16 protein-coding genes are annotated in these 14,212 nt (G+C 44.8%); 7 read left to right on the plus strand and 9 right to left on the minus strand.

Going from position 1 to position 14,212, the window contains the following annotated elements:
- The first annotated feature begins 49 nt into the window (after positions 1-49).
- A complete protein-coding gene (locus tag FHS10_RS03635; protein WP_259087686.1) occupies positions 50-319 on the plus strand; it encodes an acyl carrier protein in 270 nt (89 codons plus the stop codon).
- Entirely contained in the window at positions 316-1,206 is an 891-nt protein-coding gene (locus FHS10_RS03640; RefSeq protein ID WP_259087687.1) for a hypothetical protein, read from the plus strand. The genes FHS10_RS03635 and FHS10_RS03640 overlap by 4 nt, the downstream gene beginning before the upstream one ends.
- 100 nt (positions 1,207-1,306) lie before the next feature.
- Here the strand turns inward: FHS10_RS03640 and FHS10_RS03645 are convergent, their stop codons facing one another.
- The 7 genes from FHS10_RS03645 to FHS10_RS03675 form a co-directional block, all read right to left on the minus strand.
- A complete protein-coding gene (locus FHS10_RS03645; protein ID WP_259087688.1) occupies positions 1,307-1,885 on the minus strand; it encodes an NAD(P)H-binding protein in 579 nt (192 codons plus the stop codon).
- 135 nt (positions 1,886-2,020) lie between these two features.
- Entirely contained in the window at positions 2,021-2,455 is a 435-nt protein-coding gene (locus tag FHS10_RS03650; protein WP_259087689.1) for a nuclear transport factor 2 family protein, read from the minus strand.
- A gap of 32 nt (positions 2,456-2,487) precedes the next feature.
- Entirely contained in the window at positions 2,488-2,772 is a 285-nt protein-coding gene (locus FHS10_RS03655) for an SDR family NAD(P)-dependent oxidoreductase (protein ID WP_259087691.1), read from the minus strand.
- Positions 2,773-2,897: 125 nt separating this feature from the next.
- On the minus strand, positions 2,898-3,302 hold the full coding sequence (locus FHS10_RS03660; RefSeq protein WP_259087692.1) for a (R)-mandelonitrile lyase: 405 nt from the start codon (positions 3,300-3,302) through the stop codon (positions 2,898-2,900).
- Between the two features lie 18 nt (positions 3,303-3,320).
- Positions 3,321-4,307, minus strand: a complete 987-nt coding sequence (locus FHS10_RS03665) for an aldo/keto reductase (protein WP_259087694.1) — start codon at positions 4,305-4,307, stop codon at positions 3,321-3,323.
- A 14-nt stretch (positions 4,308-4,321) separates the two neighbouring features.
- The gene (locus FHS10_RS03670) at positions 4,322-5,305 is read right to left on the minus strand and encodes an aldo/keto reductase (RefSeq protein WP_259087696.1); all 984 of its coding nucleotides are present in this window, start codon (positions 5,303-5,305) and stop codon (positions 4,322-4,324) included.
- 90 nt (positions 5,306-5,395) lie between these two features.
- On the minus strand, positions 5,396-5,755 hold the full coding sequence (locus tag FHS10_RS03675; RefSeq protein WP_259087698.1) for a nuclear transport factor 2 family protein: 360 nt from the start codon (positions 5,753-5,755) through the stop codon (positions 5,396-5,398).
- A gap of 173 nt (positions 5,756-5,928) precedes the next feature.
- On the opposite strand from FHS10_RS03675, the gene FHS10_RS03680 reads away from it, so the two are divergent.
- Positions 5,929-6,825, plus strand: coding sequence for a helix-turn-helix domain-containing protein (locus FHS10_RS03680; protein WP_259087706.1), 897 nt, complete (start codon positions 5,929-5,931; stop codon positions 6,823-6,825).
- A 337-nt stretch (positions 6,826-7,162) separates the two neighbouring features.
- Here the strand turns inward: FHS10_RS03680 and FHS10_RS03685 are convergent, their stop codons facing one another.
- A complete protein-coding gene (locus tag FHS10_RS03685) occupies positions 7,163-7,861 on the minus strand; it encodes a LytR/AlgR family response regulator transcription factor (RefSeq protein WP_259087708.1) in 699 nt (232 codons plus the stop codon).
- Complete coding sequence (locus tag FHS10_RS03690; RefSeq protein WP_259087715.1) at positions 7,858-9,033, minus strand: sensor histidine kinase; 1,176 nt, start codon at positions 9,031-9,033, stop codon at positions 7,858-7,860. The genes FHS10_RS03685 and FHS10_RS03690 overlap by 4 nt, the downstream gene beginning before the upstream one ends.
- A gap of 196 nt (positions 9,034-9,229) precedes the next feature.
- On the opposite strand from FHS10_RS03690, the gene FHS10_RS03695 reads away from it, so the two are divergent.
- The 4 genes from FHS10_RS03695 (at position 9,230) to FHS10_RS03710 (ending at position 14,108) form a co-directional block, all read left to right on the plus strand.
- Positions 9,230-10,132: a GLPGLI family protein gene (locus FHS10_RS03695; RefSeq protein ID WP_259087717.1), complete on the plus strand. Its 903-nt coding sequence runs from the start codon at positions 9,230-9,232 to the stop codon at positions 10,130-10,132.
- Entirely contained in the window at positions 10,129-12,804 is a 2,676-nt protein-coding gene (locus FHS10_RS03700) for a TonB-dependent receptor (RefSeq protein WP_259087719.1), read from the plus strand. The genes FHS10_RS03695 and FHS10_RS03700 overlap by 4 nt, the downstream gene beginning before the upstream one ends.
- A gap of 234 nt (positions 12,805-13,038) precedes the next feature.
- Complete coding sequence (locus tag FHS10_RS03705; protein ID WP_259087720.1) at positions 13,039-13,683, plus strand: DJ-1/PfpI family protein; 645 nt, start codon at positions 13,039-13,041, stop codon at positions 13,681-13,683.
- Positions 13,684-13,694: 11 nt separating this feature from the next.
- Complete coding sequence (locus FHS10_RS03710; RefSeq protein WP_259087722.1) at positions 13,695-14,108, plus strand: hypothetical protein; 414 nt, start codon at positions 13,695-13,697, stop codon at positions 14,106-14,108.
- Positions 14,109-14,212: the final 104 nt, after the last annotated feature.

Raw genomic sequence — 14,212 nt, forward strand, 5'->3', positions numbered from 1 at the left:
GTATTTTTAGTTAATCAATATTGATTGTTTAACTTAAACCTTTTTAGCCATGGATGCCATTGAAACACGCATTAAAGAAATCATCATCGACGTTGCCGGACTACCCGACGAACCCGGCGATCTGAAAGATGACAGCGCGTTAGCCGACCTGGGTTTTACCAGCGCTATGTGCTCAGAACTCAAAGACCGCCTTAACGATTTTATACAAAACGAACAAGGGTGTAAACAAACCATTAAGGCAGGCGATATTACTACCGGCACTACCGTGGGCGATGTGGTTAGCATGGTTAAGGGAAAATTAAAGAAATGCAAATCATGAGAAAGTTAATCATAACAGCTGCATTGTTGCTGGTAGCAGCAGGTAGTTTTGCCATGCGTTGCGACACCGATACCGTGCGTCGCGGTCCGTTGTTTGATAAATTTCAATTGCGGCAATCTTTCCAGGATGCCACTGCGAAAGAAAGTCCGGCGCAATTGATGCTCACCATTCCATCATCAGGCGGCAGCAGCTGGCTGGTGGATGCAGGCGTTGCTGCAAGGGTGGTGCCGCTGAGTGGTGTAAATAGTGTTTCTAATCTCGTGGGCGAATTTCACCGCAACACATTGATCAGCAATCCCCAATATAACTGGCAGCTGGGTTTTAACTATGCTTATTTACATACCAAACCAGACGGACAGTTTGCTTTATCATGGACGGCCAATGCGAAATACGTGCGGGACGTGATAGATACAGCGCATTCGGTTGCAACTACGCTGAGTATCGGTTTTTACCGTACAGGTAAAGATTATTTAAATTTTGGCCGGCCGCGTAGTTTTGATAATCAAAAGATGACTTATCAAATAGATCCCTCTGTACAGGTGCAATATCAGCAGTACTTTGGCAATGATTTACACACCGGGGGCATAGTACGGCCATTGGTTTCCCTGGCCGCCTCCCTTGCATGGAACAGCGCGCGGACAAAGGGATTGGCAGCATCCAAAAAATTTGAGCTTGCCGCAAGTTATACCAACCGGTACGCGGCTGCTAATAATACCGGGAATGGCGAACGTTATACCAAACTGCTTAGCACCGGCATCAATTATTATTTTATTAACAGTGCAAGCTCCACAGTATCTGTAGGTGCCAGTTATAACCTCGGCTCCGATCCCTTGAACGGACTAAAGGACCAGAATTTTTTACAATTTGCTTTCCAGGTGCAAATTTAACTTAAGTTTTCCCCGTATCCCGAAGTTTTTAACTTCGGGATACGGGAGTCGTTCAGAGACATTCGAACAGCGGAAGACTACGGACAGAGGAATACGCCTTTTAAGAATTGGGCTTATTAATTCCTAAGTTACTTCGGGTGTAGTCTTCAGGATTTTCAATCACCTTTGTAATGAATGCAGCAAGGCTTTTTTGCGAAATCACAGAACCTTTTTCAGCCTCGCCTTTATAAGTAATTTCATAATCTACTTCGTTCACATTTGTAAACCAGGTTGGGCGTATTATGGTATAGTCAAGTTCAGAAGCTTCAATAATATCAGCAAGCTTGCGGTAGGGTTTTAAAACTGCCTTAAGCGGCGTTTCGTAAATCCCGATGGAGCTGATGGCAATAATTTTTTTTACGCCTGTTTCGGTCATCGCCTTAACAATATTTGTTCCCATATTTTCCAAATCGCCAGCCAAATTTACGTATACAATATCCTGACCGGATATTGCAGCCCTGAGTTGGTTGTAATTCAAAACATCCCCTTCTATGATGTTAGCTTTTGTCCCTTCGCTTTTACTCAACCGGTTTTTGCTGCGAAGAAACAAGGTCAGATTAACGTCCCTATTCGCCACCAATAGTTCGGTTACCTTTTTTGCGATACCGCCGCCTGCACCAAGGATAATTACATTTTTCATAATTTATTTTATTGATAGAAGCCCGCTCAAATGAGCCTGCGCTGTATGGTCATTTCTTTTAAAGGTGCTTTGGCAGCTTCCGCACCAAAGGCTTTTACATTTTTTGTTTCCATGTTTTTCAGTTTGTATCAATAATTAATTTGGCAGTAAGCCGGCATGTAATGCCAGCATTTTCCATGGTGAACGCTCATCCTTTCTGATGAAGACTTCCAGGTAGGACAGGTGAATGATTTTTTGATTACCGTTAACGGTTATGGTGAATTTACCTTTACCACCTACTGTTGCGGTATTGCTGGCTACTGTTGCCCTACTTTCTTCGATGTTTATGCTATTGTGAACCACCTTGCCGCTTTTCAATGTAGCTATGTATTGTTCTTTAAGCTGATGGTCGCCGCTGCTTGTATAAGCAATGAACTTTGCATCAAATACGTTATGCAGTGAATCAATCTTATTATCCACCTCCCAGGTAAATACCCGGGCTGATAATTTAAGAGCTGCAACTTCGGCCGGCGACTGCGCATAACCGGTCAATGCTGATAGCATAACTACCATAGCAATAATTAATTTCATGAGTTTTAATTTTAAATGTCCAGTTCTTTTACTTAGCGCATGTTTTTCCAAAGCCGGGCATCGTTTACCACCTCATCAATTTGGCCAAAGTAATTTATTGTTTCAAGCAATGCCCTGCCTTGCGATGCTTTGTCACGTGCATTTACTAATAAGGGCAGGCATCGCCCTTTGTGCAGGTCACTAACCAGCGTTTTAAGGCTATTGAGGTTATTGGTAGTTACGGCCACACGGTATCCTTCATCCAGAAGGTTCCTCACCAATGTCAACCTCAAACCTTTTGAGGTTCCTGTTATAAACCATACTTTTCCTGCGTTCATTTTTTTAAGCTTTTGCGGCTGTTACCTCGCTTATGCAGACAATGGCATTCAATGTTCTTGTATACAACAAAGCGTGGTAACATTGATTAAGATTATCTTTTACATGGCCTTTTACCCTTGGGTTATTAAAGAGCGTTATAATCCTGGTCTGAAACCCTTTCCAACCATTTCACCGGGCCTTCGGGCGAGTTATTGGTAATTACAATATGGGTAAAACTGCTATCCTTTGCAGCGCCATGCCAATGCTCTACATTAACAGGTATCACCACCACATCGCCTTTAGTCAAGGGTCTTGCAACCTGGCCTTTTTCCTGGTACCAGCCTTTACCATCTGTAATTAATAATATCTGTCCTGTAGCATGGGTATGCCAGTTATTGCGGCAGCCCGGCTCAAAAACAACGTTGCCAACGGAGTAAGTGCCCGTTTGGTCTTTAGGTACTAATATGTTAACCCAGGCAGTGCCATTAAAATAATCTGCGGGGCCTTGATTGCCCTTCGGAAAAATCGCGTTCTGTTCTTCGGTATTCATGGTATTTGTGTTTTTTAATTATTCAGACATGCTTAGCAAACCAGCATCTAAGCGGTCGCCCTGCACATTAATTTTTGCTAATTCGTTATCAATCTCCTTTAGGTCTTCGGCTGTTAATTCCAGCTCAATCGCTTTCAGGTTATCGTCAATGTATTCCACTTTATCCATGCCGGGGATAGGCACTATCCAGGGGTTTTGCGCCAGTAACCAACCAAGCGCAATCTGTACCGGGTTAGCATTCTTCTTAGCTGCGATACTGCGCAGCATATCCACCACCGGCATATTAGCTTTGATGTTTTCCGGGCTGAAGCGCGGGAAGTTTGCCCGCAAATCGGTGTTGCTGTCAAACCGGGTATTGGTGTCGATACTACCGGTAAGGAAACCTGTACCCAATGGCCCCCAGGGTACAAAGCCTATACCCAATTCTAAACAGGTGGGTAATACTTCGGCTTCAGGCTCTCTCGTCCATATAGAGTATTGGTTTTGAACGGCTGCAACCGGGTGAACCGCATTGGCCCTGCGGATAGTTTGCGCACCAGCTTCTGAAAGGCCGTAGTATTTAATCTTACCTTCCTGTATCAAATCCTTTAATGTTCCTGCTACATCCTCAATGGGTACGTTGGGATCAACACGGTGCTGATAATACAAATCGATATGATCTGTCCTTAACCTCTTTAAAGATGCTTCCACAACAGCGCGTATATTTTCGGGGCGACTGTCCACACCGGTGATCTGGCCGTTTTCAAGCTTGAAACCAAATTTGGTGGCAATGATCACATCTTTGCGCAAAGGCTCTAATGCTTTGCCCACTAACTCCTCGTTGGTATAAGGGCCATAGCCTTCCGCGGTATCAAAAAAGGTGATACCCCGTTCAACGGCCGCCCTGATCACCGCTACACCATCGTTAATATTACGGGCTGGCCCTGTACCGAAACTCAGGTTCATACAGCCCATGCCCAATGCGGATACTTCCAGCCCGCTGTTTCCTAATTTTCTTAATTTCATTTTTTGTGCTGATATTAATTGCCTACCCTTTTTTGTAAATGCTCCGGATAGCGCGCGCCTTCAATTTTGATTAGGGAAGCGGCTTCTTCAATTTGCTTCAGATCTTCTGTTGTCAATGCTATCGCCGCCCCTCCCAGGTTTTCTTCAAGGCGGTGTATTTTGGTTGTTCCGGGAATGGGTACAATCCACGGCTTTTGAGCCAGCAACCATGCCAATGCAATTTGCGCCGGGGTAGCCTCTTTTTCCTGCGCTATTTTGGTAAGCAGATCAACCATTACCTGGTTAGCTGTCCTGGCATCAGCTGAAAAGCGTGGTACAATGTTCCTGAAATCCGTTTTGTCGAAGGTAGTGTCCGCGTTGATGGCCCCTGTCAGGAATCCTTTACCCAGCGGACTAAACGGAACAAAGCCAATCCCTAATTCTTCCAGTGTTGGCAGAATTTCGTTTTCAGGTTCGCGCCACCATAAGGAGTACTCGCTTTGTAAGGCGGCAACGGGCTGTACCGCGTGTGCTTTACGGATAGATTGCGCACCTGCTTCAGACATGCCAAAGTGTTTCACTTTGCCTTCCTGTATCAGATCTTTAACCGTTCCGGCAACGTCTTCCATTGGCACATTCGGGTCAACACGGTGCTGGTAAAAAAGGTCGATACGATCTGTTTTCAAACGGATCAGGGATTCTTCGGCAACCTGCCTGATGCGCTTCGGATCACTATCAACACCTTTGGATGAATCGCCATCCCTGAAACCAAATTTGGTAGCAATAACTACCTGATCACGATAAGGTGCAAGCGCTTCGCCCAATAGCTCTTCGTTTTTGAAAGGACCATAAGCTTCGGCAGTGTCAAAAAAAGTAACACCTTTTTCCACAGCCACATGCAAAAGTTTAATAGCATCTTTCGTTTCGGCGGCGGGGCCATAACCAAAACTTAAACCCATGCAGCCCAATCCTAAGGCCGATACTTCCAGGCCGCTTTTGCCTAATTTTCTTTTTTCCATGATGGTTATCTTTTATTTATATAAAGTCGATTAAAGTTGCAAATCAAAACCTTAGCTTTAAGCTTTGTGCATTTTGCTTTTAGCTTCTATTTAGTAAGTAGATGTTGTATGTAAATTCACCAGTTTCCACCGGTTGTTTTTTTGAGTATATACTTCTGTGTAGATGAGCTTGTAAAGGCTGCCGCCGTTAACGGTAAAGTCGGCCTTTCCAACCAATACTGCCGTATCTCCATAAATCTTTACAGTCGCTTCGCGCTGATGAATGCGGTTATAAACAAAACTCCCGGAGCGTAACTGCCCAATCCATTCGATCTTTGTGGTTTGGTACCCGGTAATATGAATGAATACCAGGTCATCATCAAACAGGTCGGCAACGAGGTCAATTTTGCCTTCCGTTTTCCACCGGAATTTATCTAAGGATAATTGCAGGATTTCAGCTTCAGTACTCATCAGATATTTATATTATAGCTTTTGTGAATGTTTACGAATACAAAGGTCTGCGCTAAATTCTGTTTTGTTGTTATACCAATCACTGTATTACCTACCAATATCACTGATTGACCGCTAACAATAATGAAAACCATATCCGAAGCGTTAACTTTGAATGAGTTAAATGAAAGAAGATGGATAACGTAATCAATTTTGACACTGTTGGTCAGTATAACGCGTTCAATAACAATGAAACCCTGCACCCGCTGGTGAGCGTTGTTGACCTCTCAAAATCAAACAGAAGGCATAATGCACGGCAGAATTTTGGATTTTATACCGTTTTTTTAAAGGAGATCAAATGTGGTGATCTCAAATATGGCTGCAATTACTATGACTATGAAGAAGGCACTTTGGTTTTTATCGGGCCGGGGCAGGTGATCGGCATTGAGAATAATGGCGAATATTTTCAGCCGCATGGCACAGCCCTCATCTTTCATCCCGACCTGATCAAAGGCACTTCACTTGCACGCCATATCCAGGATTATTCTTTCTTTTCTTACGATATACATGAGGCGCTTCACTTATCTGAAGGCGAACGTAAGATCATTTACGACTGCTTATCTAAAATAAAGTTTGAATTAGAACACGCTATTGATAAGCATAGCAAAACACTCATTGTAACCAATATTGAGCTGTTTTTAAATTATTGCATCCGTTTTTATGATCGCCAGTTTATTACCCGCGAAACTGCTCATAAAGGCATTCTCCAACGCTTTGAAGATTTGCTTGCCGAATATTTTCAATCAAACAAACCGCAAACCATTGGCTTGCCATCAGTAACCTATTGTGCCGAACAACTGAATTTATCAAGCAATTATTTTGGCGACCTGATTAAAAAAGAAACAGGAAAATCGGCCCAGGAATACATTCAGCTAAAATTAATGGATGTTGCCAAAGAAAAGATCTTCGATAAAAATAAATCGGTAAGCGAAATTGCTTATGAATTAGGTTTTAAATACCCACAGCATTTTACACGCGTATTTAAGCAACGGGTAGGTTATACGCCTGTTGAATACCGATCTTTGAATTAGGGTTTATTTGCTTAAAAGCTGTTTAAAACAAAAAAGGCACGGAGCCATCGCACGCTAAACAGGGCGAATCTGCACAGTTCGCGATTGCTTCGTGCCTACCCATGACAAGTTGTAAAACGGAAGTCATCCTGAACTTGTTTCAGGACCCCACAGGACAGGTTTTCCGTATGATGTATACTTAGCGCGTGGGGTGCTGAAACAAGTTCAGCATGACAGCGGGGTTAACGGTGATTGTCATTTCCACCTTCACAGTCCGTGGGATTTTAAAACCTGCAATGACATAGCTTTATATTGTCATCCCCCTTCAGGCAACGGCGACGCCCCCCCTTTTATGCAACTAACTCATTCCCAACCGTGCGCGTAATGAGTCGCGGTAGGTAGTGCCAATAGGAATTTTTTCGCCGTTGATGATCAGTTGGTGCACTTCAATCATTGTGATATGCCTGATGGATATCACATATGATTTGTGTACCCGCACAAAGCCGGCCGCCGGCACCAGGTCAAAAATGTCGCTCATGTTTTCGCGGATCAATATTTGTTTATCCTTTAGGTGAACGGTAATGTAATTGCCATCCTTTTCAAGGTACAGAATATCGGCTACTTTCACCTGGTAGGTTTGCGGGCCGCTTTTGATAAAAACAGTCGCCGCTTCATCATCCCGGGCAGTGGCATTGTTTTTTATGGCCACCAGGTTGGCTACCTTATTTACAGCCGCCAGGAACCGCTCAAAGGTGATGGGTTTCAGCAAATAGTCAACAGCGTTCAGGCCATAACTTTCTACAGCATAGGTGCTATAGGCGGTTGTGAATATGATCATCGGTTTTGACGATAGCGTTTGCACCAGTTGCATGCCATTGATGTCGGGCATATTTATGTCAAGGAAAATGAGGTCCACTTTTTCGCGGTTCAGGTATTCAATTGCTTTCACCGGTTCGCGGAAACTGGCTTTCAAATTCAAAAGGTTGCTTTTTTGGCAATACCGTTCTATCACCTCCAGAGCCTTTGGTTCATCGTCAATGACTATGCAGCTTATCATGACAGATCTATTTTGAGTTTAACCATAAATTCCTTGTCCTCATCGGTAATCATAAGGCTGTGTTTCGCTGGATAAATCAGCTCCAGCCTTCGTTTTACATTTCCCAGGCCGATGCCGCTTATTCCTACTTCCATTTTTTTGATAAAACTATAATTGGCGTTCCCGCAATTAAAGATCAGTTGCTTATCGCTGAGCGAAATGGAGATATCGATTTGCGATGAAGTACCAATGGACACCCCATGCTTAAAAGCATTTTCAATGAAAGGTATAAACATCATAGGAGCAACAAAAACACCTTCGGTTTTATCGGGGTAATCAAATATCACTTTTACCTCGTCATCAGCATAGCGTAATTTGTTTAACACGATGCAATTCTGCAGGTATTCTATCTCTTGTTTCAGCGGCACGCGCTCCTCGTTACTCTCATAGAGCATATAGCGCATCATGCCCGAAAGCTTGGAAATTCCGTCGGCCAACTCATCATTCCCTTTGCCTTGCGCCATCGAAAATAAGTTATTAAGCGTATTGAACAGGAAATGCGGGTTAACCTGTGAGCGGAGAAACTTGTTTTCGGTATTTAGCTGGATGAGTTCGCTCCTGGCCCATTGCTTCAGGAAAAAGTAAGCAAAGGATATGCCCAGTATTACCAGGAAAGCGACCAGTATTACCGGTTGCAGGTGCTGCCAGTCGCTGATCATGAAGTTGATCATCCCTACACGGGCAGGATCGGGACCATGTGGCATATCCGGCTTTATCCCTGAGTCAAGCTTAATACGCTCAAGCTTACGAAGATCAGCGATCTCCCGCGGCGGTGGTTCAACAGATCGGTTGGCTTGGTCGAACAAGGGGCCAGTCACAAAATAATTCGCTCCAAAAATTAAAATGAACCATCCGGCGCAAATGGCCAGGCGAACGATCACCCGCTTATACCGGATCGCTTTTCGGAATACCCAAAAGATATTGCCATAAAAAAGCACGGCCAGGAATACTAAAATAAGATAAACGTAGGACGAGATGGCAATCTCATCATACTGATCGCTGATCACATGGGCGGTTTTAGCCCATATGTGAATATGCGAACTGTTTAATGACGTAAGCGTATAGAAAACACCCGCCCAAAACACCATGTGCAGCAATATCTCTATCCAAAGTCTTTTTTTAGCCCAACGCATATTAACAAAGGTAAATTATAGCGGTTGCCATCAAAAAATATTATTACTAACCGGCCAAATTGATAGCCAAACGCGGCGTATTTGAAATCCCCGGATAACAAATAACCGTTTTTCAACCACACTAAACCCATATTCATACCAAAGTTTTTAAGAAGTGCTGTCCTGTAAATAGTATTGTTTAAAAATCTCATGAATTATGAAAAAGCAATTACTACTGTTCGTTATTTTACTGGGGGCATTTGTTACTGCCGAAGCTCAAAAAACAGATACGGCAAGGCTACTGGTACACTATAAGTTTACGCATGTAAGGGACACCACAGATCGGGCACACCCCTTTACCGAAAATATGGTATTATATGTAGGCAAAAGCGCGGCCGCATATAGGAGTTACGACCGGATATCGGCAAATGCCCAGTTTAAAAAAGCGTATGCCGAAGCCGCCGCCGCCAGCCCGGATGGCCAGGTTAGAATAAACAGAAGGGGCGTGGGTACACCCGTAGAATATTACCAGTACCCGAATGATCAAAAATTATTCACGAAAGATCAGCTGATGTTTAACAACTACCTGATAGAAGCACCAATACCTGCTATCGACTGGAAGATCAGCAGTGATACGTCAACTTTTGGTGGTTTGCATTGCCAGAAAGCCACTGGCTATTTTAAAGGCCGGGACTACACCGTATGGTTTTGCCCCGATTTGCCGGTGCATACCGGCCCCTGGAAATTAAACGGGTTGCCCGGCGTGATCGTAGACGCCCGCGATGCAAAAAACGAAGTAGTATTTAAGTTTGACGGCTTGGAGCACGCGATCCCATCGCCACCTAAAAGCCAGCCCCAGGCAGATCAGCCTCCAATATTGCGGGATTTGGATGATGATATGAATTTGATAGGAACACCGCCCCGAACGATCAAAACCACACAAAAGGAATTTGATAAACTGAAGGAGACGATGGAGAAAGACCCCAACGCATTTGCGCAAGCCATTGTGGCGGGCAATCGTGCCGATGGCGTTAAAATGGATAACATCAGGGTTGCAAAGGGGCCTGCTCCCCGTGGTCCTGTGATCAATAACCCGATAGAGTTACCGGCAAAAAAATGATGCAGCTAATGAGGTCTGTAGGATTGACGCTTTTATGCGTTTTATCTGCGGCCTGGGGCTATGCCCAAACAATAAAGGGAACGGTAAAAGATAGCAGCGGGAAAGTGGTGCCGTATGCCACCATTAGCCTCAAAAACAGCGCCGCCGGTACCATTGTGGCCTATACCCTTAGCGATAGTAAGGGCAGCTTCGCAGTGCAGATTCCGGCGAATACTGCTGCAAACAGTATAACGGTAGAGGTGCATGCGCTCGGTTACAAAACCGCGGTGAAAAGCATTGCAAGCTTTGATGCCACTGTTGATTTTACCCTGGCGCAGGTACCTAACCAATTGCAGGAAGTGGTAATTAAAAGCAGCCGTCCGGTATTACGCACTCACGGCGATACGCTGAGTTACAAAGTGTCCGAATTTGCCAATCCGCAGGATAGGACCATCGGCGAGGTGATCAAAAAGTTGCCGGGCATATCCGTCGCCGCCAACGGGACTATCAGCTATAACAATAAGCCGATATCGGCTGTGTATATCGGTGGCGATAACCTGCTCGACGATAAATACAGCATTGCAACCAACAGCATCCCCCAGGTGGCAGTTAACCAGGTGCAGGTAATTCAAAATGACCAGCCCATAAAAGTACTACAAAACAAGGTAATGAGCGAGAATGTAGCGTTGAACCTGGAGATCAAAAAAGGTGCAAAGCTGCACCTGATGGGGCAGGAAAGTATTGGTGCAGGGTTGCCGGGTAATTACGACGTAGATTTAAATGCCATGATGTTTAAGGATAGCTATAAGGCTATTAATTACCTGGCAGGCAACAATACCGGCTACGATGTGCAGCAGGACCTGGTATCACATAACTTAGCCGACTACAACCAACTTATAGACAATTCTTTGCCCGCCACAGTGCTTTCACTGGGCGCAGTGAACACCCCGCAGCTGGCAGAAAATAGGTATTTGTTCGATAAGGCGGGTGTTCTCAGTGTAAACAACCTCATCAACCTGAAAAATAATGTGCAGCTTAGGCTTAACGCTTACTACGTGCACGACACGCAAAAACAGGATTACAGCCAGAAAACCACCGTATTTTTGCCCGGCGACACGGTGCAATACAACGAGATGCAGCATAACCGTTCGGTTCCCGATATTTTTCATACCCAGTTTACGCTCAACATTAACCGGGCTAAATATTACCTGAACGATGCCCTGCTGATGGATCAAAAAAATACGGCCAATTATTCGGCATTGAAAACCGACAGCGCCGCGGTTAACCAGGTATTTAAGGATAATACACTCAACTTCTCAAACGAATTTAATTTAATCAGGTCGTTAAAGTCGAATAATATTATCCAGGTGTATTCCTACATCAGCCACTTCGCCGGGCCCGAGAACCGGGTAATTGGGCCGGGGTATAACGCGGCAATATTCAATAACCATGTGTCTTACGCGCAGCTGGTTCAAAACGTGAATATTCCCAGTTGGTACGCCAACAATTATTTTTCGTTCAAAATACCATCAAACCTGATAACGCAGAGCTACAGAACGGGCTTCAGCGTTCAATCGCAAACGCTTACGTCCGATCTGAACGTTGTGCAAAATAATAACAGCGTCGGCCTGCAGTCGGATAGCGCGTTGAACCATGTAAACTGGACAAAGAAAAAGCTATACGCTGAAGCGGCGTACGACCTGCCGGGCACCCTCCTGAAAGCAAACCTTACCCTACCCCTTACACTTCAGCAAATCAACTATTCCGATAATTTATACGCGCTGAATAAAAGCCTGGGGCGGTTGTATTTTAATCCGCAATTGAGTGTAAAATACCAGGTGAGTGCCGAGAATTACCTGAACTTTATTTACAGCTTCCGCAATCAAATTGGTACTATCCAAAATGTTTACCCCGGATATATCCTTACCGATTACCGCACGCTTTATGCCAATAATGCCGGCCTTACAGAACAACAGATTCAGCAGGCAGGCGGCGGTTTTAGCTACCGTAAGGCGCTTACGCTATTTTTTTGGAGCATCAACGCTCTTTATAGCCATACCGGGGCCAATAATATCACATCCAGCGTAATTGCCAATAATATACAAAAAGGTATTGTGCTGCCCTACCCCAACAGCACCGACGCGTGGATACTTAAGGGCTCTATCAGTAAATATTCCTTTGCACTACGTACCACCTTTAGCGGGGCAGTACAGTGGCAAAGCAACCGCTCGGTACAGCTACAAAACAACGCGCTGTTACCGTTCAACACCATATCCGCAGCTATTAATGTAAGTGCCGATACCAAGGTGAGCGATGATATAAATTTCAGCTACAAGGCCGCATTCACGCAAACAGCCAGCCATTCGCCGGCGGTGGCCGCCGCTTATCAAATTAAGCAATTGCTGCAGCAGGCGTCGGTTAACTACGATCCCGTGGATAATATGCAATTCAAATTATCAGGCGAGCATTATTTCACCCGCCAGCAGGGCAACCCCGATCTGAAGTATTTTTTTGCAGATGCTTCTGCAAAATTCAGGGTAACTCCATGGAAAACCGACTTCGAACTCAGCGCCGTTAATTTCCTCAACGTAAAAAAGTACAACGCGCTTTACCTATCGGCAAATACGCTCACGGCAAGTTCATATGCCTTGCCTGGAAGGATTATAATGATTAAAATAATGTTTAATATCTGATAGTTTATTGTGAAGTTGATTCGTCATCGCGAGGCACAAAGCAATCCCCCATAAGCAGGCTATAGTGTGTACACATCTTTATAACAAGAAAAATGTGTACACACAGTAGATCTAAAAGACGAATTTATAAAAAATTGCAAATCAGGTGTTTTCACCTATTGCATTTCTCATATATTAAAAATACCTTTAATATATTACATTCTGCCCCAGAGTGTTATAACCTATAATCTTATCATGAACGCAAAACTAAACATCGCCATATTAGTTTACCCCGGAGTGGAAATGATCGACATGAACGGTCCCGCCGATGTATTCCTGAAAGCCAACAACCTTACTGCCGGCAAATACCATATCTATACTGTGGCAGAAAGCCCGGAACCGCTTGGCAGCGAAGCCTCACTGGTCACTATTACCCCGGCCTACACATTTGAAAATTGTCCCCAACCGGATATAATCATTATTCCCGGCCAGATCCTTTCCGAAAACCCCAACCAATTCGGAAGCGGCTCCGATGAATTGATCAACTGGCTGAAAGGTATGAGCCATAAACCAGGACTTACCATCATGTCCGTCTGCATCGGCGCGTATATCCTTGCCCGGACAGGCCTTCTGGCCGGTAAAAAAGCAACTACCCATTATGCTGCCATTGCAGAGATCCAAACCCAATATCAGGACATCCATTTTGTAAAAAACGTACGCTATGTTCAGGACGGCAACCTGGTGACCACTGGCGGCATCACTTCCGGCATTGATGGTGCCCTGCACCTGATCAAAAAACTTGACGGCCCCGACATCGCCCAGCACGTGGCCGATATCATGGTTTACAACCGTGAAGCGCCCCTGCCGCCATATACGCTATTGCCACCTTACAATAACTAAATCTTTCACTCATGGATACATTCACAAATGCACTATCGGGCAAATGGACATACAGAAGCCTGGTAAACAATCCCAACCTTTCTGCCGACTTTGATACCCTTGAATTTGGCCGGGCCAACCTTGTTCTCCAGATATCCGGCGGCACTATTGCCGGCACCATCGGCGGAACCGGCTGGGAACTTAAACTACACGGTGCCGTGCAATTTGGCAGCCCGGCAACACTATGGTTTCAAGGAAGCGGTCAGGTCGGCGGATCGCCCTGGGTATATGATTACCTTGGTTACCTCGTTCCCCAAATCCCCAATGGCATCGGCCAGGTGGCAGCCATCGTTGGCAGCGTTACCCGGGCAATCCCACATCCTGACGGCCAGGGCGGTACAAGCCCCGCGGGCGTCGTCGCCTCATTTTATGCTGTACAACAATAAATTAATTTTAAACCTAAACACACAATAACGATGTCAACATTCACGAGAAAAAATGCCTGGAACCAAAACGGCACATTTGACAACCCAGACCTTTTATGGTATGC

This window comes from Mucilaginibacter dorajii (genome assembly GCF_024808255.1).
Lineage (GTDB): Bacteria > Bacteroidota > Bacteroidia > Sphingobacteriales > Sphingobacteriaceae > Mucilaginibacter > Mucilaginibacter dorajii.

Coding starts and splice junctions, on each gene's coding strand:
- FHS10_RS03635 (WP_259087686.1), top strand. CDS start 50: ATGGATGCCATTGAAACACGCATTAAAGAAATCATCATCGACGTTGCC.
- FHS10_RS03640 (WP_259087687.1), top strand. CDS start 316: ATGAGAAAGTTAATCATAACAGCTGCATTGTTGCTGGTAGCAGCAGGT.
- FHS10_RS03645 (WP_259087688.1), bottom strand. CDS start 1,885: ATGAAAAATGTAATTATCCTTGGTGCAGGCGGCGGTATCGCAAAAAAG.
- FHS10_RS03650 (WP_259087689.1), bottom strand. CDS start 2,455: ATGAAATTAATTATTGCTATGGTAGTTATGCTATCAGCATTGACCGGT.
- FHS10_RS03655 (WP_259087691.1), bottom strand. CDS start 2,772: ATGAACGCAGGAAAAGTATGGTTTATAACAGGAACCTCAAAAGGTTTG.
- FHS10_RS03660 (WP_259087692.1), bottom strand. CDS start 3,302: ATGAATACCGAAGAACAGAACGCGATTTTTCCGAAGGGCAATCAAGGC.
- FHS10_RS03665 (WP_259087694.1), bottom strand. CDS start 4,307: ATGAAATTAAGAAAATTAGGAAACAGCGGGCTGGAAGTATCCGCATTG.
- FHS10_RS03670 (WP_259087696.1), bottom strand. CDS start 5,305: ATGGAAAAAAGAAAATTAGGCAAAAGCGGCCTGGAAGTATCGGCCTTA.
- FHS10_RS03675 (WP_259087698.1), bottom strand. CDS start 5,755: ATGAGTACTGAAGCTGAAATCCTGCAATTATCCTTAGATAAATTCCGG.
- FHS10_RS03680 (WP_259087706.1), top strand. CDS start 5,929: ATGGATAACGTAATCAATTTTGACACTGTTGGTCAGTATAACGCGTTC.
- FHS10_RS03685 (WP_259087708.1), bottom strand. CDS start 7,861: ATGATAAGCTGCATAGTCATTGACGATGAACCAAAGGCTCTGGAGGTG.
- FHS10_RS03690 (WP_259087715.1), bottom strand. CDS start 9,033: ATGCGTTGGGCTAAAAAAAGACTTTGGATAGAGATATTGCTGCACATG.
- FHS10_RS03695 (WP_259087717.1), top strand. CDS start 9,230: ATGAAAAAGCAATTACTACTGTTCGTTATTTTACTGGGGGCATTTGTT.
- FHS10_RS03700 (WP_259087719.1), top strand. CDS start 10,129: ATGATGCAGCTAATGAGGTCTGTAGGATTGACGCTTTTATGCGTTTTA.
- FHS10_RS03705 (WP_259087720.1), top strand. CDS start 13,039: ATGAACGCAAAACTAAACATCGCCATATTAGTTTACCCCGGAGTGGAA.
- FHS10_RS03710 (WP_259087722.1), top strand. CDS start 13,695: ATGGATACATTCACAAATGCACTATCGGGCAAATGGACATACAGAAGC.